Origin of the sequence: Acidovorax sp. T1, assembly GCF_002176815.1 — a bacterium.
Lineage (GTDB): Bacteria > Pseudomonadota > Gammaproteobacteria > Burkholderiales > Burkholderiaceae_C > Acidovorax.
The window spans coordinates 335,679-356,085 of record NZ_CP021648.1; the positions used below are offsets into that span (position 1 = coordinate 335,679).

A 20,407-nucleotide genomic window follows, 5' to 3' on the forward strand; every position below is an offset into this window, starting at 1 on the left:
GCGATGGCCCCGATCTCCGTGCGCGGTGAGGCGCTGAGCCGTGTCGATGGCTGGACGTGCAGAGCCGAGGAAATTCTCGCTGCAGTTGCATGCGGTCTCGTGCTGCTCATGGTGCTCGTCATCTGTGCTGATGTGACCCTGCGCGCCACGATGCGATCGGGGCTGACTTCAGCCAGTGCGGTGGCAGAGTACTCGCTTTACGCGATTACCTTCCTAGCAGCCCCGCTCCTGCTGCGCAAGGGGCAGCACATTCGGGTAGACCTAGTTCTTAGGGCCATGCCGCCCAGAGCGGCATGGCTTCTGGAGTGGGCCGTGGATGCCTGTGGTGCGGCAATTAGTGGGCTGTTCTTGACATCCTCTGTGCACGTCCTGGTGCAAAGCTATTCTCAGTCTGCGATGGTGATGCGCGAGATGATGTTTCCGGAGTGGTGGCTGTACATTCCAATGCCGATCTCACTCGCGCTTCTGACAATCGAGTTTCTGCTGCGTATGCGACGCCTAGTTCAAGGTGAGCGCCAGATGAGAGAAGAGGCCACTTCGGCCGCTTGAGGAGAACAATAAATGAACTGGCAATTGGCAGCATGGCTGCTTCTGGGTGGGACTACGGTTCTTCTCTTCTTGGGGCTGCCGGTCGCCTACTCGTTCTTTGCCATCAATGTGGTGGGCGCCTGGCTTTTTCTCGGAGGTGATAGCGCACTGGGGCAGCTCGTCCGGAACGGATTGGTGGCTGTCGCCAGTTTCTCCCTCACGCCGATTCCTCTTTTTATTCTGATGGGCGAACTCCTGTTCCATACGGGGTTGGCACAGAGAGCAATCGATGGTATCGACAAGGTTATCCCTCGCCTTCCAGGGAGACTCGCAGTCATAGCCGTCGTCGCTGGAACCTTCTTTTCAGCCATTTCAGGTTCCACGATTGCGACCACCGCGATGCTTGGGAGCCTCATGCTTCCCATGATGCTAGCCAGGGGCTATGAGCCAAAACTCGGCATGGGGCCGATAATTGCGATCGGCGGTGTTGACATGCTGATTCCGCCGTCAGCTCTGGCTGTGTTGCTAGGCAGCTTGGCGGGCATCTCGATATCGAAGCTGCTGATTGGCGGGGTCTTGCCGGGCTTGCTGCTAGCCATTTCGTTCGTTGCCTACATCGTGGCTTCAGCCAAGTTGCGCCCAGAGTCAGCGCCCCGAGAGGAGCTGGTGGTGCTCCGTGGGTGGGAGCGCTGGCGCGAGCTGGTCGTCTACGTGCTGCCGCTGAGCCTCATCTTTGTGGCCATCGTCGCCGTCATCTCTGGAGGTGTAGCAACCCCGACAGAGGCCGCGGCTATCGGCTGCGCTGCCACGCTAGCGATCACCCTGATGTACCGGGCGTTGCGGTGGCAGTCGCTCGTCCAAGCTCTTCAAGGCACAGTCGCGATCTCGGGCATGATCTTGTTCATCATCGTGGCGGCTACGACCTTCTCACAGGTGTTGAGCTTTTCCGGTGCCACCAACGGTATCGTCGATCTTGTTCAGTCCTCAGGGCTACCGCCCGCCGGTGTGGTCGCAATCATGTTGGCTATTCTGATCTTCCTTGGGCTGTTCGTTGACCAGGTCAGCATGATGCTGCTGACATTGCCTTTCTACATGCCCATTGTGAAGTCGCTTGGAATCGACCAGATTTGGTTCGGCGTCATGTACCTGATCTGCATGCAACTAGGTCTGCTGATGCCCCCGCACGGCATGCTGTTGTACACGATGAAAGGGGTAGCCCCGAAGCACATCACGATGGGCCAGGTTTTTGCCAGTGCGATGCCCTACGTTGGCCTGTCATTCACCATGCTGATTCTGATTTTCTTCTGGCCCGGGATCGCTACCTGGCTGCCCGATGTGTTCGTGGGACGTTAAGCATGTCGAGGCAAGTTACGTTCGAGCAGCGAGTTGAGTTTGGCGACTGCGATCCTGTGGGTATCGTGTGGTTCCCGAACTACTTCAGGTGGCTGGACGCCGCTTCGCGGCACTTCTTCATCTCCTGCGGCGTCCCGCCTTGGCGCACTACGCTCGCTGAGCGAGGCATCGTCGGAACGCCGCTCGTCAGCAGCAATGCAAATTTCTCATCGCCCGTAAGCTATGACGATGTGCTGTTGATCGAGACCGAGGTCCGGGAGTGGGGTAAGAAAAGTTTCGTCCAGCACCATCGCGTGCTTCGCCTGTCCAACTCCGGTGAGGCGCCTCAGTTAGTGATGCAGGCGGACGAGACTCGGGTATTTGCTGGCTATCAGGAAGGTCGGCTTCGCGCCATTCCCATACCTGAGGACTACTTGGCCCTATGTAGCTAACGCTCTTCCCCGGCGGCGACTATGCCGCCTAAGACCAGATCTGCAAAATGATCCGCAATATCCGCAATAGTCGCATCGGAGCGCTTGCCCCACCAAGAGGCAACCGTGTTGCACATGCCGAGGATTCCGAGTGTCACCAGGCGGCAATCGAGGTCTTTCCGGAAGTCTCCGCGTCTAGTCCCTGAACGCAGGATAGTCTCCAAGTTACTCTCGTACTCACGGATCTGCCGACCGATCTCGTGGCGTGCTTCGTCCCCTAGGTCGTTGCGGTGCGCTAGGAATACCTTGTAGAACTCGGGTCTTACTTCAAGCGACTCAAGGTGTCGCTTGATCATTTCGCGGATTTTCTCGGCGGGCGCCTGTCGCGATTGTCGAATTTCAGTCGAGAAACTCACGTAACCCTCGATCGCGTAGACACAAATTTCCGCGAGTGCAGCCTCCTTAGACCGGATGTAGTAATAGAGGCTACCTTGTTGCACCCCGAGAGCATCGGCTATGTCCTTAGTCGTGGCGACGTGATAGCCGCGTTGGGAGAACTGGCGTGCAGCCTCCTGCAGCACTCGAAGGTACTTCGCGGTGTACTTGTCAGTCGAGCGTTGAGGGTTGCTCAATGTGAGAAACTCATGTGCATTCTATTGATCGTTCGAATTCTAGCTTGAGCGGAGGGCTTGGCGCTGACCCCGTACCCGATTCAGTACCGCTCGGAAGTAGAGATTCCCGGCTTTGTTGATTTCCACGCAAAGCTGACCCGGGGGGGGTGCGGATAAAAACTTGGACTGGTTTTATGCCGCAAGTCCAAGGCTCACCCGGTATTCGATCGGGCTGAGGGCCCCCAGGGAGATCTTGATCCGCTTCTCGTTGTACCAACGGATGTAGTCGTCGAGCACCTCAATGAACTGCTCAACTGTGACGCTCTTCCAGTCCCGAGGATAGAACAGTTCATTCTTCAACCGACCGAAGAAGCCCTCGCACGCTGCGTTGTCAGGCGAGCAGGCCTTGCGGGACATCGAGCGTGTGAGCTTGGCCTCGCTCATTCTGGATAGCCAGCCAGGCCAGCGGTAGTGACCTCCGCGGTCTGAGTGGACCACTGGTCGATCGCTTGTCTCTGTGACGGTCTCGATGGCTGCATCCAGCATGGTGTTGACCAGCTCTGCATCCGGACTCGTGCCGATGGTCCAGCTCACCACCATCCCGTCGAAGCAATCGATGATCGGCGACAGGTAGACCTTGCCTGCAGGGATCTGGAACTCCGTGATGTCGGTCAGCCATTTCTTGTTGGGGGCTGCTGCCTGGAAGTCACGGTTGATGATGTTCTCTGGTGCCGGGCTGATCTCGCCCAGGTAAGACGCATACCGACGCCTCTTGGGTTTTGCAACGACCAGGCTCTCTTGCTTCATCAGCCGCTGTATCACCTTCTCGGAGATCGGGCCTTGCTCTCTGGCCAGTGAGGCTTGCAGCCTGCGGTAGCCATAGCAGCGGTGATTGGACTCGAAGATCTCGGTGATGGACTGGCGCACCCTCACGTACTTGTCTCCGATTGCCGCGCGGGCCCGATGGTAGAAGTACGAGCTACGCGCAAGACTCAACTGTGCAAGGAGCTCTGGCAGGCCATAGTGCTCCCTGAGGGCGTCAATCAGCAGTGTCTTCTCCCGGTTAGACACCCCGATGGCCAGGTCAAATTCCCCCACCCTTGGCCACCCCAAATTCCCCCAGGCAGGACGGTCGGATTATGACGACTCGGGTGTGATGGCGATGCGTGCAGCGGCCTCCTTGAGGCGGTAGCTCTTGCCCTCGAACTCCAGCATCGCGCAGCGGTGCATGAGGCGATCCAGGATGGTGCTGGCCATGGTGGCGTCGCCGAGGTATTTGCCCCAGTCCTGCACCACGCGGTTGGACGTGATGAGAACAGCGCGGCGCAGCTTGTAGCGCTGGTGCACGATGGCCTGTAGGACTTCAGCGGCATGCTCGCTGATGCGTCTGGCCAGGAACAGGTCATCGAGGACGAGCAGGTCCGGCGCGACCCAGTCCTTGAGCAGCTCGGTGCGCTCTGCCGTAGTGGCCAGCGCGTAACGGGCGAACTCGGTGTCGGCTTCCAGGTAACGCACGTCATAGCCCTGCAGCGTGGCCTGGTAGGCCACGGCCTTGGCCACATGGCTCTTGCCGGTGCCCGGCTTGCCGATGATCAGCGCGTTGGCCCCCTCGCCGATGAACTTCAGGGTGTGCAACTCGAAGCAGGCGCTGCGCGGCAGCTTCGGGTTGAAACGCCAGTCGAAGTCAGCCAGCGAGGGGCGCTCATCCAGACCCGAGCGCTTGAAGCGGCGCTCGGTCAGGCGAGAGCGCCGGCGGTCCAGCTCGTCTTGCAGCATGGCGGCGAAGGTCTCCAGGAAAGGCTGCTGGGCGGCCTGGGCCTGCATCACGCGGGTGGACAGGGTCTCGGCGATGCCGGACAGGCGCAGCTCGCGCAGCGCGCGTTCGATCTCGATCATGTTCATGGCTGAACTCCCGGTGCGTTGGTGGTGTTGTTGGTGGTGGTGGTGGTGGTGTGGTGGTGTTTGCCGTGGCGGCGGCGAGCGCGAAGAGATCGCTGTACTCCTCAGCGTCTCGGATGAGCTCATGCTGCTGCGTCAGCGCGTGGGCACCGGCGGCGGGTGCTTCGCCGCAGGTAGCCTCGATGGCCGCCATCGCCTGGGCAAAGAGGGCTTCGGTCAGCGCCAGCACGCGCTTGTAGCTGTAGACCCCTTGCTCCAGGGCCTGGGCGCAGGCGGCATTGATGCAGTGCGCCGGGTAACGGCGCATGAGTCCCACAATGCCCCAGAGCTTGCGCTGCCCGACACGACCCTCGATGGCAAAGAGCAGCTCACACAGCCGGCTGGCGTGCTCACCAATCTCGCCGGCCTGACGCAGGATCAGGCGGGTCTCGCGAGACGGATTGAACACCCGCTCCTCCATGGGCAGAATCACCGTGCCGGGACGCTCGGCCTTGGCGTGGGTGCGCAGCAAGGCACGGGTGTGCATGTCACGAATCTCGATGCGCTGGGCGTAGATGCGCACCAACACCTTGGAGCCGATGTTCGCCGGGCGAGCGGCGTAGCTGCTGTGATCCACCCGCACACAGCTGTCGTCGCAGACGGTGCGCACCGCCTCGTCGAAATACTGCATTCCCAGCACTGGCAGGGGTTTGAGGTGGCTGCGCTCTTCCTCGAACATGGCCTGCACCTGGCGTCGCTCGGTGCCGTGGATGCGCTTGGATGCCCAGCTCTTCTCCCAGTGCGCCAGGAACTCGTTCTGGGCCTCGATGGACTCAAAGCGCCGGCCCTTCAAGGCCGTGGCCTGGGTATGGCCGATGGCATGCTCCACCGTGCCCTTGCGGTTGGGGTCTCGCACCCGCGCCGGGTCGGCCACCACGCCGTAGTGCGCCAGGGCGGCGGCGTACACCGGGTTGAGATCGGGCTCGTACAGGTCGGGCTTGAGGACGCCTTCCTTCAGATTGTCCAGCACCACGTACTGGGGGCAGCCCCCGAAGTACCGCAGGGCCCGCTCGTGCAGCTCGGCCCAGATCTGCTGGCTGGACTTCCAGACCACGCACCGGAAACTGGCACGGGAATACCGCAAGGTGGCCACGAACAGGCGGGGCTTGCGGTACCGGTCGCTGCCGGGCACGCGGGTGGGCGCGCCCTCGCCGTAGTCCACCTGCATCTCCTCGCCGGGCAGGAAGGACAGGCGATCGAACTGCTCGGGCTCCTTGTGCCGCAACTTTGCACAGAAGCGTTTGACCGAGTTGTACTGGCCATCAAAGCCGTGCTGGTCGACCAGGTCCTGGTAGATGGCCGTGGCGTTTCGCTTCAGCCGCAGCTGGGCTTCGATGAACTCGCGCCAGGGTTCGCACAGGGAGGTGGCCACCGGCCCAGGAGCCGGTGGCCAGGGTGGGGGAATTTGACCTGCCGAGCCGGTGGCCACCCCGGGGGAATTTGACTGCAGTTGCTCCAGCCAGCGCTGGTGGTAGCTCCTGACCGTCTTGCGGTCGATGCCCGTGATGCGGGCGATCTCGCGTTGCGATGTGTTGCGCTCCAGCAGTGTCTCTATGGTGGCGCGTTGGTTGGACTTCAAGACATTCACTCCTTGGCCTTCCCTCGGGGAAGACTGGATCAATGTCCTGCCAACAGGTGCCGACGACGCCGGCGTTAAACCCCTATCCCCGATCAGTTCAGGTGGGGGAGTTTGAGGTGGCCATAGACGGGGGAATTTGGGTGGCCATCAGGGGACAGGAGCTGCAGATCGACGCCCAGGCCTTTTTTTAACAGTTCATTGGCCTTGTTCAAGAGGTCCTGCTCAAGGCGCAGTTGCCTGACTTCGTGGCGCAGTATCTCAACTTGGCGCTCGAGCTCTTCACGCTCTTGCGCCTGCGGTGATCGATCGGTGTGTTTCATTGATGCGGGTGCCTCACGCCCCAGAAGCTGGTTCTTCCAGTTGTACAACGTTGGCCGGCACACGCCGAGCCTGTCGGCAACAGCCTGTGCACTTTCCTGCCGGGTGCAAAGCTCCATCACTCCCGCGTGCTTCAAGCTCTCGGGATATCTTCGCTGGCCCACACTGCCGACAAGGGCCATCCTGGCTTCAGGGAATGCCTCGCGGACCCACTTGGTTAGCGTTCCACGCCCTGGATAGCCCAGCGCCCTCATGGTGGCAGCGATGCATCGATCATGTGTGAGGTAGTGCTCGATGGCCGCTGCCTTCTGGCCCTGCGAGAACTTCGGCTCCCGACGGGCATATCCCAGCGGCAGGTCGAGCCGCTGCTGATACTCGCGGTACCACCCCTTCAATGCATTCTTGGTTGGGTAACCCAGCTGACGGATGGTCGGGCTGGTGCGTTTGCCGAGCTTGATGTAGAGCTCAACGGCTCGGATTCGGTCTTCGTAGGAATACATGAACTACCTTCTAGTAGTCCAAGTTTTCGTCCGCACCCCCACCTTCAAGTCCCATACCCAGGAGCCATCATGACAATCGGACGTCGACAATTCATCAAGGGCAGTCTTGCAGTCGCTGCCATAGGCGGGCTACCATTTTCACTCAGCCAGCCTGCGTTGGCGGCGTTAACGCCTCGAAAAGATCGATCTTGGGAGGATGGATACCGCAACATCTTTAAAGGCGAGACGATCGTCCGAACGATCAATATGCCCAACTGTACGGGTTCCTGCGCATGGAACGTGATTGTCAAAGATGGCATCGTGCAGCGTGTTGAGCAGCCTCTAGACTACCCGGACGACGAGTACAACCCGCGCGGTTGCATGAAGGGTGCCACCTATCACCGCCGGGTGTACTCGCCCAATCGGGTCAAGTTTCCGATGAAGCGGGTTGGGCCGCGCGGTGCGGGGCAATGGAAGCGGATTAGTTGGGATGAAGCGTTTGACTATCTTGCTACAGAAATCAAGCGAATTTCTGCGAAGTATGGTGCCAATACGGTGTGGATCTACCCGCCGGTACCTGCCACGGGTATCGTCAAACAGGGTGCGGGCTTCCGTTTTGCATCGGTCAATGGTTTCGGCCTTGGGACCTTTTACAACTGGTACGGCGACCTGCCATTGGCACATCCCATTACCTGGAACGTGCAGACCGAAGAGCATGAATTCAAAGACATGCTCCACACCAAGTACGCCATCATCTGGGGGTCTGACATCTTGCAGACCCGCATGCCTGACGCACACTTCTTCACCGATGCGCGCGCAAAAGGTGTCAAGCTAGTTTACATCGCACCCTATTACGACCCCACGGCCACGGCGGTAGACGAGTGGATTCGCGTACGTCCTGGTACAGATGGCGCCTTGGCTCTGGGTATGTGCCATGTGGTGGTCAAACGCGGTCTGACTGACGATAACCACCTGCGCCGGACCACAAGCGGTCCGCTATTGGTGCGCAAAGACAATGGCAAGTATCTGAAGTCCATCGACGTCATGGCAGGCGGCGATGCCAAGACTTTTATGGTTTTTGATCCGCAATCGGCAAAGGCAGTGCCGGATACCTATTTCAGTGCGACAAATGCACTGACTGGCACGTGGGACATTCCGTTGAAGGACGGCAAGACTGTGAGTTGCACAACGGCCCACACGTTGATGCTGAAAAAGCTGGAAGATTACGATCCGGCCACCGTGGCGGAAATCACCGGTGTGCCCGCCGCTGTCATCGAACGCATTGCGGTCGAATATGCGACGACCAAACCTTCCAGCATCTGGTCCGGGACCGGCATCAATCACTGGTATCACGGCGACCTGATCGGTCGGGCAGTGATTGAGCTGGCCTGCCTGACCGGTAACGTGGGCGTGCACGGTGGTGGCGTGAGCCCCTGGGCTGGTCAGTACCTGATGCGGCTGAATCCGACGGAGTATTTCTTCCCCAAGAAGAATAATGGCAATCCCAATGATCGTTACCGTGCCGTGCCTTTGGATACCGCCTATGTGGTCAATGGGCCGACGGACACCATGGCCGACAAGGCCAAATTATGGCGACAGATCCGTTGTATTTGGGCCGCCGGTGGCAATCTGCTTGGCGAGGCATCCGATCAAAGCAATCTGACCCGCAAGGTGTTGCCCGAAATTGAATTGATTGTCTCACCCGAGATCGAGATGAGCACCACCGCTCAATTGGCCGATATCGTGCTGCCGGTTGTCAGCTGGTTCGAACTGCCCTATGACATCGCCACCACGCCAGCGCATCCCTATATTCAGTTGGCTGAGGGCTCCATTCAACCGATGTTCGAGGCCAAGACTGACATCGAGATTTACTACGAAATGTGCAAACGCCTGGGTACCGGTGACATATTCAAGTTCAACCGCCCTGAGCCCGCCATTGAATTGCTGCTGGAAACCGGTGGGCCGCAAGTCAAGGGCATCACATTCGAGCGCTTGAAGAAAGAGCGCTGCATCCGGGTTAACCTTCCAAGCTCACCTTACGCATCGTTTACCGAAGAAATTGAGGGCAAGCAAAAATTCAAGACGGCATCCGGAAGGCAGGAGTTGTACAAAGACGAAGACCGATTTATCGAGATGGGAGAGCAGTTGCCAGTGCACAAGGAGCCACACATGGCCACGCCGTATGGCCCCTCGAAGGTCTGGAGCGAAGCGAAAAAGGAGAGTAACCCCTATTACAAGACCTATCCCATGGTTTACCACGCCCGGCACACCCGCTGGAGTGTCCACTCATCGTGGCGTACCACGGAAGAGATTCTTAAGCTTGACGACATCGGCCAACCGCTGTTGGAATTGAACCCGATTGATGCAATCAAACGCGGATTGGTTGCCGGGGACTGGGCTACGGCCTACAACCAGAACGGCTATGTCAAGGCCAAGGTCAAGGTGCGCGAATCGGTCCCGCCTGGTGCTGTCTTGATCTATTTTGGCTGGCAGCGCGACCAAATTCGTGAGGGCCATTGGAACGCCCTAACACACAACGACATCAATCCGATTCACGAAATCTACTTCATTCCCAATGTTTGGGGCCCAGTTTCTGGCCACTTTGACCAGTTGTGTGAAGTCAAGAAGGCTTAACAAGGAGCAACAACATGTCTGAAGAACTCTGGCAAAAATTCTATGGCAAGCCTAATCCGAAGTACGGGAACAAGGTCCAGTATGGAATGCTTCTTGACATCAATAAGTGCATCGGTTGCCATACATGCACCATGTCATGCAAACAAACCTGGACCAGCGGTCCGGGTCAGGAAAACATGTATTGGAATAGCGTATCGACGCAGCCATTTGGCAAGTACCCTCGGAAAAATGGTAGCAAGAATCCCACAGACTGGGACTACCGTTTTTCCAATCTGTACCAAGACACGCCCAAAGGCAAATTTCCAAAGCTTTGGCAGTTCTATCTGGCAAGGCCATGCAACCACTGCGCCAATCCCGCTTGTCTCCCGGCCTGCCCGACACGCTCAATCTACAAGACGGAGGATGGGGTTGTTCTCATTGACCAAAACACGTGTGAAGGCTTTCAGAACTGCGTAAAAGCTTGCCCCTACGACAAAATCTATTACAACGCAGTCACAAAAAAATCTCAAAAGTGCATGTTCTGCTTCCCACTGCTTGAAAAGGGACAAGAGCCACAATGTGTCAAGACCTGCGTTGGCAAGATCCGAATCTTTGGAAACCTTATGGATCCGGAAAGCACGATCTCAAAAATGATCCGGGACCCGTCGCTGGGCGTTAAGGCCTATGACCCGGAGACCAGCCTCAAGGCCACCCACCGTGTGATGACTCCACAGGAGCCACGGCAGTACCGCCCAGACTTCGGAACAATTCCTTCTGTTTGGTACATACCTCCCAGGAACATCCCTAAGGAAGAAGTTGAAAAGTACTTCGGATACGGCATGGGTGGATTGCTCGACGAGCCACACCACGTTGAAGCCCCGACCAAGATGAAAGACATCTAGCGCCAAAAGGAACAACCAAAATGAATACAACACTATCCTGCGACGCGCCGTCGAGCCAGCCATTGTCCCCGCGGGACCGCGCGCAGTTGTACCACTTCCTTGAGCTGGCCTTCGCACATCCCGGTGAAGATGGGCACGCTTATTTTTCTGAGGAAAGCACTGAGCGCGACTTCCAGGGCCGCTACAAAGGGGTCGGTCAAGCCGGTGGAATTCTCGATCAGAAGGGTGAGACAGCAGCAAGCCAATTCTTTGCTGGGATTCGCCGGATGAGTTTCGAAGATGCCGAGGCTGCCCACATATCCCTTTTCACAAACAACTATCCACACCTTCCATGTCCACCGTATGGATCGTTGTTCACGACAGTCGACAGTGACAAGCGCCTGGCAGAAATGCTCGCGATCAAGGAGTTTTACCAAAGCCATGGTGTCGACATGTCTGAAACTTTCGACGACTTACCAGACCACTTGTGCGTGGAGCTGGAGTTTTTGCAACTGCTGTGTTTTCGGGAGGGCGAGGCCGTAGATCGTTCTGATGCTGAATTGCTTGCGGGCGTGCGAGATGCACAGGCGGAATTTTTGGATCGCTTCTTGCTAAAATTTACCGACTGCCTTGCAGACATTGCAATCAAACTGGTCCCTGAAAATCCCTACAGCCATCTCCTTGACTCCATGCGCTATCTAGTGCATGTGCATCGCTCGCAACTTGATGCTGCCAATCAATCTGCCATTCCCGGGAGCCCATCATGAAAAACCCGCTTTTACTGCTTTGTTTGACTGTCGGGCTCGCCATCGGATTGTGCGGTGCAAGTGTGGCCGCCGACAAGACCTGGATACCTCAAAGGGCTCCTCAAAGAAGGCGTCGGCGAAGATGGACGTGACCCCGCATTTCAAGCCGACTGGCAAGACTGTTTCTGCAGCCAGGGGCGAGCCCATATTTGTTGATCACTGCGCGTTGTGTCATGGACTTCATGGACGCGGCGATGGACCACGTTCAGCATTTTTTCAACCCGGCGTGCAGTTCATTCCCGACTTTGCAACGCCGGGGTACCTAAATGGTCGCGACGAGCAATTGCTGCAAAGCGTACGCGAGGGACTTTCGCGATTGCCTGAACCCGCGATATTGATGCCCCAATTCAAATACATACTGGCAGACGATGAAATTCGCAGTGTGCTGGCCTATCTAAAGACCCTCGCAGTAATGGGGGTCTCCTCGTTTTCAGTGCAATAAGTGACGGTACGAAAAGCTAGCACTGGCGCGGAGGTGGTGTTGGTAGATCGTTGATTTCATTGACTTTCCTGTTCACTTTCAAATCTGCGATTCGTGGCGTCAAACCGTGGTCGGTTTCATCCATTGGTGCCAGTTATCGATGCATTTGGCCGCGAAGGCAGGATTTGGTCAGCATAGCGGTCAACCGGGAAGCGAAACACACCCCGCAAGTTGATGCTCTCCAGCCTGGTGGGCGCAATCTTCCCGATCAGTTCCGGTGGAATGACCTGGCGGCGGTTCGACCAGCGATCCAGGACCGCCTGCATCTGTGAGGTATTCCACGCCATCACGATGTTGGCCATCAGGCTCAACGCATCGGCCACAGCCTGCATTTCATCGACACGTTTGGCCTGCGCCGGGCTGATCCGGCCGGTATAAATGGCGCGCTTGAGGGCGTTAACAGCCTCGCCCCGATTGAGCACCCGGCGCAACTCGTTCCTGAAAGCGTCCTTGACAAAGTAGTCAGCCAAAAACGCCGTACGCAGCAACCGCCCCAATTGCACGCCAGCCTCATAGATTGGATCGCCCTGGGCGGCAGAACCGAACCGCGCAAGAGCTGCCACCGCACTGGCATGTCCGCTCATGACCGAGGCTGCCAGGTGCACCAGACTATCCCAATGCTTTTCGATCAAAGCGACGTCGACATTGGCTTCGCACACCGCAGCGATTTCTGCGGGCACTTTGGTGCCGCGTGGCACAAAGAGGTGGCGCTGTTTGAGTTCCTTCAACCGCGGGCAAAGATCAAAACCAAGCAAACGGGCATGTGACATGGCAAAGTCGGTGTAGCCATGGGTATCCACAGCAAGCTGGCTGGTCTCCAGCTTTTCTTGGCGGATGACACCTTCAATGGCCACGCTCGCCTGGCGCTCATTGAGCACAAAGGGCTGCGCATGGAAGATGCCCCACCGGTCTTTTACATGGGAGTAGATTCCAATGGAAGGTGTGTTGCGCCGAGGATCAAGCCGGGCTTGCCACACCCGTTTGGTGGTCTCCATGCTCATCATGTCAGAAGATGCCAAATCGGACCGCCCCCAGGTGGCGGCAATCGGGTGTCGCTGCATGAATTCCAGCACAGCCTGGCAGGCCTGGCTCAGACGCCGTTCGTCCCGCGCCCAGCGCATGGCCTGGCGAATGCTGGTGGCAGACAATTGCGGAATCATGCGCGCGCATTCGACCGCAGTCAGACTGGTGCCGTGGGCCATGATGCCGGCATAGACCATCAGCAGCTCGTCGGTAGAGCGCGGCTCACGTCCGAGCATGATCCAGCTAAAGCGCACCTGGGCGTCAACGGCCAGAATCACTTCCGGCAATTGAACCTCACCGATGCGGTGATCCAAAGCCGCGCGCAGCTTGGTCACTTCTGGGTCTTCGTCCTCTGCGGGCAATGGCGACAAATGGAGTTCATCATCCACGCGCAGTACGCCACTGCGGGCTGCAGCGGCCACCGCATCGACACCGGCAGTTACTCTGGCCAGCAAAGGCTTCAAGAAAGTGGCAGCCTTGCTGGGTAACGATAGACGGGCATAGTGTTTCTTGGACTCTGCCTGCCAACGCTCGTCCGTGAAGAACAAGCGCGCACGACCCCGAAAGCTCAGGCTGTGCTCAATCCAGACCGAGCCATTGCGCACCGCGCGGCGCAGGGCAAACAGGGTGGCCACCTCCAACGCCTGAAACGCCCGTTCCCGGTCTGGGCTGGAGATCGAAACCTGCCAGATCATTCCCAGACTTGGTGCCACCACTTCAACTGGCAGCTTTCTGGATCCTTTGAGATATAAAGCTTGCAGCTTGGCAAGGTACTCGATGGCAGGATGCTCGCCGGTGGCCTGCCAGGGCAGCTTTGCAATGGCGACGAGCAACGACCGCACGGGGCGAATTCCATCAATCAATCCCTCGCGGACCAGGGAGGCCCTGCTCGGTGGTTTGCGTTTCTGGGTTTCGGTGATCAAGGCTTCAAGACGGGCACGCAACTCAGCATCTGGCACCGCACCTTGCGCGCTCAAGGCAACAAGTTCGCCGAGCAGCGTTTTGTACATTGCGGCCCAATTGACGGTAGCGGGGACATCGGCGGCAGCCTGACGCCACAGATCGGCGATCCGGCGCTGCACCATAAGGATCAACTGGTCTGTGGTGGTGAACAGGCAATACCGAAGAAAGCATGCGACCTCCACGGTGCGCGCTGGCTCTTTGATCTTGGCTCCGGCTGAGGGCGGCCTGGAGACAAGTCGGCGCGCGTAGCGGCGCAAGATGAGATCGGGGATGTCTGCCAGGTGCTTATGAACGTCCAGCGTGTAAAGCAGGTCGATGCGCTCCAGTACCTCGCTGATTTGGCGGGTTGAGTGTTTCGCCGGTGCAGCCCATAGCCAACTCTGCTGGGTTTGTCCATCTGGGCGCAGCTCTGAAACTGAGGCTCGCCAGCGATCAAGTGTTGCTGGATCAACGCTGGCGGCGATGGCGGTGCCTGTTTCAACTTCAAGCTGGGCAAGTGCCGCCGCAATCAGTGTCCGAATTGCCCGCTCGTGCACGATCACCAGCTTGTTCTTGTACAGCCATTGACGCGCCCGCACGAGTAGCTGATCGCGGTCGGCGCAGCGCGCCACTTCGTCGCGCAGTTCACGTACCAGTGAGCGGCGCTGGTGCTCGCTCATCCACTGGAATCCAAGGACCGTGCAGGCTACTTGTTGGTGATCGAATAGCGTGCGCCCGCGTTCATACATGGCTCTCAGCGAGGCGACTTCTGGTGCTGCAATGCCAAGCTCGTTGCCAAGGTGGCGCCACAAGGCTACTGGAATTACCCGAAAGGCACCGAGCAAACGCCCACTCATGCGCAGGAAACCAATATGGAGCGCCAGACCAAGCTTGTGGGAATCACCTCGGCGTGCATTGATTGCGTCGCGCTCGGCACCATCGAAGGTGAAAAATGCCTTCATCTCGAAGTCGCTGATATCGCGGGGGAGCCCACGCATCCCCAAAAACGTTGTGTGCCAACCCTGCATCGTGAACCTCAAAAGTGGGAGGCCACCATACCCGTTTACAAAGCGAACAGGAAAGTCAATGAAATCAACGGTCTACCCAGACCACCCCCGCGCCAGTGCTAGCTTTGCGTACCGTCACTTATTGCACTGAAAACGAGGAGACCCCGGGTCCTGCCTGAGCTGGGTGACCAGGTCCTGGGTGCTGCGCAGCGGCGAGTCGGCGCGCACCACCACCGTGACGAACTCGCGGAACAGCGTGGCCAGCGGCGTGCCTTTTTGCAGGTGGTCGGGCAGCGCGTTCTGTGCCAGGCTGTTGCCGTAGCTGGTGCTGAGCGTCATCAGCGCATGCGCGTCGCCCGGGTGGCGGTGCAGGCCTTCGAGCGCGACGATGCCATGCGCACTCGATTTGTTGCTGACGATGAAGCCGGGCGCGAGCTTTTCGCGCGTCAGCAGCTCGGTGAGCTTGCGTGCCGCGACATCGAGCGCCGCGCCCGCGCCGCTGGGCACGATGAATTCGGTCGACTTGCGCGGTTTCCAGTCGGCGTCGCCTTGCGCCTGCGCCTGCGCCGGCAGCCAGGCGCTGCAAGCCAGCGCCATGAGCGCGGCAAGGGCGGGGCGCAGTGACAGGGGACGGGGCGTGGTCGGCATGGCGTGGTTCCTTGGAAGGCAAGATCGCAGCTTTTTGCTGCGTTGATCTGCACTTTAGGAAGCATGGCCTGCGCGGGGAACAAAGCTTTTCGCATGAGCTTGCGCGGGAAACGTGTAAGCGCCTCTGCGCCTGGCAGTCTCAGTCGGTGATGTACTCGGGATGGCGCTGGCGGATGTCGGAGACGCGGCTGAGCGTGCCCGACAGATGCGCGCGCAGCGCGGCCTGGGCGGCGTCGGGCGCGCCGCTGGCCAGGGCTTCGACGATGCGGCGGTGGTCGCGCACCACGCGCTCGGCGTTGCCGGCAGAAGGCAGGTCGAGGCGGCGCAGCCGGTCGAGGTGGCCGCTGCGCCGGCGCACCAGCTCGTACAGATCGGGGGCGCCCGCGGCTTCGTACATGGTGCGGTGAAAGGCCTGGTCGGCGGCGATGAACTCCTCGGCGCCGCTGGTGGCCAGCGCCGCCTGGACATCGACCATGGACCGCAGGCGTGCGTGCAGCGCGCTGTCGCCGGCCAGCGCGAGCGTGCGCACCACTTCCAGTTCGATCGCGCAGCGCAGGAACTGCGCCTGCTCGGCCGAAGGCAGGTCGATGCGGCTCACGCGCGTGGCGTGCTGGGCAAAGATGTCGACCAGACCTTCCTGGCGCAACTGCATCAGCGCATCGCGCACTGGCGTCTGGCTCAGCTCGAAGCGTTCGGCGATTTCGGCGCGTGACAGGGGCGTGCCTGGCGCGAGCTCCAGGGAAATGATGGCTTCGCGCAGCCATCCGAAAACCTGCGGGGCGGCCTGGCGAGTGCGGTCGAGCTTGTGGATTGTCTTCATCGGGTGTCGCTGTATGGGCCTTGATTTTAAGGTCTTGCAGCATTGACGCGCTAATACATTAGTGCTTCAATTGGCCTGCATTTCAATAATTCCCGGAGACAAATCCATGCACCGTCGCCTTGCCCTGGTTGCTGCCGCCTGCAGCAGCCTTTGCCTTTTCGCCACCGCCGCCCATGCCGCCGACTGGCCCACGGCCAAGCCCATCACCTGGGTCGTGCCTTTTGCCCCCGGCGGATCGACCGACGTGGTGGCGCGCATGGTGGGCCACGAGCTGTCCGCGGCGCTCAAGCAGTCGGTGGTGATCGACAACCGCCCGGGCGCGGGCGGTGCGATCGGCGTGCAGGCCGTGGCGCGTTCGCCGGCCGATGGCTATACGCTGATCGGCGGAACGATCAGCACCCATGCGATCAACTCCGCGCTCTACAAGAAGCTGCCATACGACCCGGTCAAGGACTTCGAGCCCGTGACGCTGATCGCCTATGTGCCCAACGTGCTGATGGTCAACAGTTCGCTGGGCATCAACACCGTGCAGGAACTGGTCGCATGGATCCGCAAGAACCCGGAGAAAGCCTCCTATGCCTCGTCGGGCGCGGGCACCTCGACCCATCTGACCGGAGCGCAGATGGCCGAACTGCTCAAGGTGCCCATGCAGCACATCGCCTACAAGGGCAGCCCGCAGGCGCTGCAGGACGTGGCCGCGGGCAATGTACCTTTTCTTTTCGACCAGCTCACCGCCGGACTGCCGCTGGTCAAGGCCGGCAAGCTCAAGTTTCTCGCCGTGACGACCAAGACGCGTTCGCCTCTGGCCCCCGATGTGCCCACCACGGCGGAAGCGGGCTTCCCGGGCCTGGATCTGGTGTCCTGGCAGGCGGTCTACGCCCCCAAGGGCACGCCCAAGGATGTCGTGACCCGGCTCAACACCGAAGTCGTCAAGGCCCTCAAGTCGCCGGAACTCAAGGGCAAGCTCGAGACGCAGTTCGGCATGCAGGTGGTGGGCAGCACGCCGGCCGAGCTCGCTGCCGTGACAGCGGCCGACATGGCGCGCCTGGGTGAGTTGGTCCGCAAGACCGGAGCCACCACCGAGTAACGCTTGGACAGACACAGCAACCGAGACACCACAGAACCATGGCACGCGACATCACCATCACCCACGTCCGTATAACTCCCATCGCTTTTCGCGACGGACCGCTGCTCAACGCGGCCGGAATCCACGAACCCTGGGCACTGCGGGCCATCGTCGAGATCGAGACCAGCGACGGCCGCATAGGCATCTCCGAGACCTATGGCGACGAGCCCATGCTCAAGGTGCTGGAGCAGGCCAGACCACTGCTGATCGGCCTGTCGCCGTTTGCGCTCAACACCATGGAGGAGCGCGTGCGCGCCACGATCACGGCCGTGCCCGGTGCAGTGGAGTTCGAGCTGGCGCCAGGCTCGCATGCGGCCAAGAACGCGCCCAAGGTGATCAGCACCTTCGAAGTCGGCATGCTCGACCTGCAAGGCCAGATCGTCGGCGCCCCCGTGGTCGACCTGCTGGGCGGCGCGGTGCGCAAGTCGGTGCCCTACAGCGCCTATCTGTTCTTCAAATATGCGGAGCATATCGGCCAGCCCTATGCGCCCGACGCCTGGGGCGAAGGCATCAGCCCCGAACAGATCGTCGAGCAGGCGCGGCGCATGATCGGGCTCTATGGCTTCCAGAGCATCAAGCTCAAGGGCGGGGTGTTCGAGCCAGCACACGAAGTGGCCTGCATGCAGGCGCTGGCCAAGGCCTTTCCGGGGCTGCCGCTGCGCCTGGACCCGAACGCCAACTGGTCGCTGGCCGCGAGCATCGCCGCCGCACCCGCGCTCGATGAAATCCTCGAGTACTACGAGGACCCGACTCCCGGTCTCGAAGGCATGGCCGAACTGGCAAAGCACACCAAGCTGCCCCTGGCGACCAACATGGTGATCACCACCATGGAAGACTTCCGCAAGGGCTGCGAGATGGGCTCGGTCAAGGTGTTGCTGTCGGACCACCATTACTGGGGCGGCCTGCGCGCCACGCAGACGCTGGCGCGCATGTGCCGGCTCTGGGGCCTGGGCATGTCGATGCACTCGAACTCGCATCTGGGCATCAGCCTGATGGCCATGACCCATGTCGCGGCCAGCGTGCCCAATCTGACCTATGCCTGCGACACCCACTATCCCTGGCAGGAGGAGGAAGTCGTCAAGGGCGGACGCATACGCTTCGAGCAGGGTTCGGTGGTCGTGCCCACGACGCCTGGCCTGGGCGTGGAGCTGGACCGCGAGGCGCTGGCCACGCTGCATGCGCAGTATCTGGAATGCGGCGTGCGCAATCGCGACGATCTGCAGCAGATGCGGCGTTACGACCCCTCGTTCACAGGTAAGACGCCGCGCTTTTGACCCGGCGCTCGGGCTGGGCGCTTGCGTTGGCGCAAAAAAGTGTGGGGCGTTGGCGCCAGCACCCGGGCCGCGGCGTTAAGCTCGGGAATCTATGACGAACGTCACTTTTCCACCCCCGTACATCCACCCCGACCAGGCGGCCAGCCAGCTGCGCAGCCAGGGGTATGCCGTTTTGTCTCCCGCCGACGTCGCGGCCTGGATCGGTGCGACGCCGGCGCAGCTGCAGACGCTGGCCGACGACTGGTCCGATCTGCCGCCCGACGAGCATCTCAAGGACGGCGGTCGTTACCGGCGCCGCCGCCACTCGTGCTTCATCGCCGAGGACGGGCAGCTGGAGCAGGTCGCGCACCGCGCGCACTGGCAGCCGGTGGAGTACAACGCGCTGCACGGCGGCATGCTGCGCATGTTCGCGCCCATGCATGAGCATGTCGTGGCCCAGCCCGCATGGCGCAAGCTGCTGATACAGCTCGGTCACCTGTCGGACCAGGTGTTTCGCCTGCACGCGCCGCCCGCGCCCTGGTTCATCGAATCGCACCAGTTCCGCATCGATACCCAGCACGGCATTGGCCGGCCCACGCCCGAAGGCGCGCACCGCGACGGCGTCGATCTGGTGGCGGTGTTTCTGGTCGGCCGCGAGAACGTGAAAGGCGGCGAGACCCGCGTTTTCGAAGCTTCGGGACCGCAAGGCCAGCGCTTCACGCTGACCGAACCCTGGTCGCTGATGCTGCTCGACGACGCGCGCATGATCCATGAGACCACGCCCATTCAGCCCGTGGCAGATGGCGGCTATCGTGATACGCTGGTGGTCACCTGCCGCCGCGGTGGTTTTCAGGGCGCGCAATTCGATGAACCCGCGTGACTTGACAACTATCAATGCCTGCGGCCTGGTGGCATGCCACACTGCAGTCATTGGGCCCGCGCTGCGGCCTGTCGTGTTCATCTAGAGGAGAGACATTATGTTCAAGCACATTCTGGTTCCGGTCGACGGCTCGTCCACATCGCTGCTCGCGGTCTCCAAGGCCGCTGAACTGGCCAAGGTCTTCGGCAGCAGCGTGACCGCTGTCTATGTGGTCGATCCCTATCCTTTCACCGGCGTGGGCGCCGACTTCGCCTACGGCCAGGCCCAGTACCTGAGCGCGGCCACGGCCGAAGCCAACACAGCGCTCGAAGCCGTGCGCAAGATCATGGACGAATCCGGCCTGGCGGTGAATACCGTGGTCGGCGAGGGCCATGCGGTGCATGAAGGCATCGTGCGCGTGGTGGAGAATACGGGCGCCGACCTGATCGTCATCGGCTCGAACGGCCGCCGCGGCCTCGAAAAGCTGATGCTGGGCAGTGTGACCCAGCGCGTGCTGCGTTCGGTCCATATCCCGGTGCTGGTCGTCAAGCCTTGATGGCGGCGTTGCGCCCATGAAAAAGCCGCTGGGAACAGCGGCTTTTTTGTGGGCAGGGGGTTTGGGAGCAACAACGGGCCTAAATCCCCCGTTCGTCCTGAGCGAGGTAAGCAAGCCGAGGTCTCGCAAGGCGTCAAAAAGAAACAGCGGGCTTTATCCCCCGTTCGTCCTGAGCC

The 20,407-nt window shown here is 60.2% G+C and carries 16 protein-coding genes and 3 pseudogenes; 11 read left to right on the plus strand and 8 right to left on the minus strand.

Annotated features, from left to right (window positions below; genetic code table 11):
* Positions 1-3: 3 nt before the first annotated feature.
* Genes CCX87_RS01580 through CCX87_RS01590 form a run of 3 tightly spaced genes read left to right on the plus strand, consistent with a single transcriptional unit; the run spans position 4 to position 2,312 of the window.
* Positions 4-549 carry a TRAP transporter small permease gene (locus tag CCX87_RS01580; RefSeq protein ID WP_157667090.1) on the plus strand — a complete coding sequence of 182 codons (546 nt, stop codon included), beginning with the start codon at positions 4-6 and terminating at the stop codon, positions 547-549.
* A 12-nt stretch (positions 550-561) separates the two neighbouring features.
* Positions 562-1,881 (plus strand): TRAP transporter large permease, encoded by a 1,320-nt coding sequence (locus CCX87_RS01585; RefSeq protein ID WP_087743240.1) that lies wholly within the window; start codon positions 562-564, stop codon positions 1,879-1,881.
* 2 nt (positions 1,882-1,883) lie between these two features.
* A complete protein-coding gene (locus tag CCX87_RS01590; protein WP_087743242.1) occupies positions 1,884-2,312 on the plus strand; it encodes an acyl-CoA thioesterase in 429 nt (142 codons plus the stop codon).
* Here CCX87_RS01590 and CCX87_RS01595 read toward each other — a convergent pair.
* From CCX87_RS01595 to CCX87_RS01615, 5 genes and pseudogenes are all read right to left on the minus strand, one after another.
* A complete protein-coding gene (locus CCX87_RS01595; RefSeq protein ID WP_087743244.1) occupies positions 2,309-2,923 on the minus strand; it encodes a TetR/AcrR family transcriptional regulator in 615 nt (204 codons plus the stop codon). The two genes, CCX87_RS01590 and CCX87_RS01595, sit on opposite strands and share 4 nt — an antisense overlap.
* Positions 2,924-3,094: 171 nt before the next feature.
* A pseudogene (locus CCX87_RS01600) lies at positions 3,095-3,988 on the minus strand (IS3 family transposase); the annotation flags it as partial.
* A 51-nt stretch (positions 3,989-4,039) separates the two neighbouring features.
* Positions 4,040-4,804, minus strand: a complete 765-nt coding sequence (istB, locus tag CCX87_RS01605) for an IS21-like element helper ATPase IstB (protein ID WP_056269326.1) — start codon at positions 4,802-4,804, stop codon at positions 4,040-4,042.
* A gap of 40 nt (positions 4,805-4,844) precedes the next feature.
* Positions 4,845-6,428: pseudogene (gene istA, locus CCX87_RS01610) on the minus strand (IS21 family transposase); the annotation flags it as partial.
* A 143-nt stretch (positions 6,429-6,571) separates the two neighbouring features.
* Positions 6,572-7,237 (minus strand): annotated as a pseudogene (locus tag CCX87_RS01615) (transposase); the annotation flags it as partial.
* 69 nt (positions 7,238-7,306) lie between these two features.
* Here CCX87_RS01615 and CCX87_RS01620 point away from each other — a divergent pair.
* The 4 genes from CCX87_RS01620 (at position 7,307) to CCX87_RS01635 (ending at position 11,958) form a co-directional block, all read left to right on the plus strand.
* Positions 7,307-9,850 (plus strand): molybdopterin-dependent oxidoreductase, encoded by a 2,544-nt coding sequence (locus CCX87_RS01620; RefSeq protein WP_087743246.1) that lies wholly within the window; start codon positions 7,307-7,309, stop codon positions 9,848-9,850.
* 14 nt (positions 9,851-9,864) lie between these two features.
* Positions 9,865-10,731 carry a 4Fe-4S dicluster domain-containing protein gene (locus tag CCX87_RS01625; protein ID WP_087743250.1) on the plus strand — a complete coding sequence of 289 codons (867 nt, stop codon included), beginning with the start codon at positions 9,865-9,867 and terminating at the stop codon, positions 10,729-10,731.
* 20 nt (positions 10,732-10,751) lie between these two features.
* Positions 10,752-11,477, plus strand: coding sequence for a molecular chaperone TorD family protein (locus tag CCX87_RS01630; protein WP_087743252.1), 726 nt, complete (start codon positions 10,752-10,754; stop codon positions 11,475-11,477).
* Positions 11,478-11,598: 121 nt separating this feature from the next.
* Entirely contained in the window at positions 11,599-11,958 is a 360-nt protein-coding gene (locus CCX87_RS01635; protein ID WP_157667091.1) for a c-type cytochrome, read from the plus strand.
* Positions 11,959-12,074: 116 nt separating this feature from the next.
* On the opposite strand, the gene CCX87_RS01640 is transcribed toward CCX87_RS01635, so the two are convergent.
* The 3 genes from CCX87_RS01640 to CCX87_RS01650 all read right to left on the minus strand — a co-directional run bounded on the left by CCX87_RS01640 (position 12,075) and on the right by CCX87_RS01650 (position 16,437).
* Entirely contained in the window at positions 12,075-14,990 is a 2,916-nt protein-coding gene (locus tag CCX87_RS01640) for a Tn3-like element IS1071 family transposase (protein WP_087743256.1), read from the minus strand.
* Between the two features lie 114 nt (positions 14,991-15,104).
* Positions 15,105-15,617: a tripartite tricarboxylate transporter substrate-binding protein gene (locus tag CCX87_RS01645; RefSeq protein WP_232476457.1), complete on the minus strand. Its 513-nt coding sequence runs from the start codon at positions 15,615-15,617 to the stop codon at positions 15,105-15,107.
* A gap of 139 nt (positions 15,618-15,756) precedes the next feature.
* Positions 15,757-16,437 (minus strand): GntR family transcriptional regulator, encoded by a 681-nt coding sequence (locus tag CCX87_RS01650; RefSeq protein ID WP_087743257.1) that lies wholly within the window; start codon positions 16,435-16,437, stop codon positions 15,757-15,759.
* A 106-nt stretch (positions 16,438-16,543) separates the two neighbouring features.
* Between CCX87_RS01650 and CCX87_RS01655 the strand changes: the two genes are divergently transcribed.
* From CCX87_RS01655 to CCX87_RS01670, 4 genes are all read left to right on the plus strand, one after another.
* Entirely contained in the window at positions 16,544-17,524 is a 981-nt protein-coding gene (locus tag CCX87_RS01655; RefSeq protein ID WP_087743259.1) for a Bug family tripartite tricarboxylate transporter substrate binding protein, read from the plus strand.
* A gap of 38 nt (positions 17,525-17,562) precedes the next feature.
* The gene (locus tag CCX87_RS01660; RefSeq protein ID WP_087743261.1) at positions 17,563-18,837 is read left to right on the plus strand and encodes a glucarate dehydratase family protein; all 1,275 of its coding nucleotides are present in this window, start codon (positions 17,563-17,565) and stop codon (positions 18,835-18,837) included.
* Positions 18,838-18,928: 91 nt separating this feature from the next.
* A complete protein-coding gene (locus CCX87_RS01665; RefSeq protein WP_087743262.1) occupies positions 18,929-19,696 on the plus strand; it encodes a 2OG-Fe dioxygenase family protein in 768 nt (255 codons plus the stop codon).
* A gap of 97 nt (positions 19,697-19,793) precedes the next feature.
* Positions 19,794-20,231, plus strand: coding sequence for a universal stress protein (locus CCX87_RS01670; protein WP_087743264.1), 438 nt, complete (start codon positions 19,794-19,796; stop codon positions 20,229-20,231).
* The last annotated feature ends 176 nt before the right edge of the window (positions 20,232-20,407 follow it).

Excerpts from the sequence above, each read along its gene's own strand:
- CCX87_RS01580 (WP_157667090.1), top strand. The coding sequence starts at position 4 with ATGGCCCCGATCTCCGTGCGCGGTGAGGCGCTGAGCCGTGTCGATGGC.
- CCX87_RS01585 (WP_087743240.1), top strand. The coding sequence starts at position 562 with ATGAACTGGCAATTGGCAGCATGGCTGCTTCTGGGTGGGACTACGGTT.
- CCX87_RS01590 (WP_087743242.1), top strand. The coding sequence starts at position 1,884 with ATGTCGAGGCAAGTTACGTTCGAGCAGCGAGTTGAGTTTGGCGACTGC.
- istB (WP_056269326.1), bottom strand. The coding sequence starts at position 4,804 with ATGAACATGATCGAGATCGAACGCGCGCTGCGCGAGCTGCGCCTGTCC.
- CCX87_RS01620 (WP_087743246.1), top strand. The coding sequence starts at position 7,307 with ATGACAATCGGACGTCGACAATTCATCAAGGGCAGTCTTGCAGTCGCT.
- CCX87_RS01625 (WP_087743250.1), top strand. The coding sequence starts at position 9,865 with ATGTCTGAAGAACTCTGGCAAAAATTCTATGGCAAGCCTAATCCGAAG.
- CCX87_RS01630 (WP_087743252.1), top strand. The coding sequence starts at position 10,752 with ATGAATACAACACTATCCTGCGACGCGCCGTCGAGCCAGCCATTGTCC.
- CCX87_RS01635 (WP_157667091.1), top strand. The coding sequence starts at position 11,599 with ATGGACGTGACCCCGCATTTCAAGCCGACTGGCAAGACTGTTTCTGCA.
- CCX87_RS01640 (WP_087743256.1), bottom strand. The coding sequence starts at position 14,990 with ATGCAGGGTTGGCACACAACGTTTTTGGGGATGCGTGGGCTCCCCCGC.
- CCX87_RS01645 (WP_232476457.1), bottom strand. The coding sequence starts at position 15,617 with ATGCCGACCACGCCCCGTCCCCTGTCACTGCGCCCCGCCCTTGCCGCG.
- CCX87_RS01650 (WP_087743257.1), bottom strand. The coding sequence starts at position 16,437 with ATGAAGACAATCCACAAGCTCGACCGCACTCGCCAGGCCGCCCCGCAG.
- CCX87_RS01655 (WP_087743259.1), top strand. The coding sequence starts at position 16,544 with ATGCACCGTCGCCTTGCCCTGGTTGCTGCCGCCTGCAGCAGCCTTTGC.
- CCX87_RS01660 (WP_087743261.1), top strand. The coding sequence starts at position 17,563 with ATGGCACGCGACATCACCATCACCCACGTCCGTATAACTCCCATCGCT.
- CCX87_RS01665 (WP_087743262.1), top strand. The coding sequence starts at position 18,929 with ATGACGAACGTCACTTTTCCACCCCCGTACATCCACCCCGACCAGGCG.
- CCX87_RS01670 (WP_087743264.1), top strand. The coding sequence starts at position 19,794 with ATGTTCAAGCACATTCTGGTTCCGGTCGACGGCTCGTCCACATCGCTG.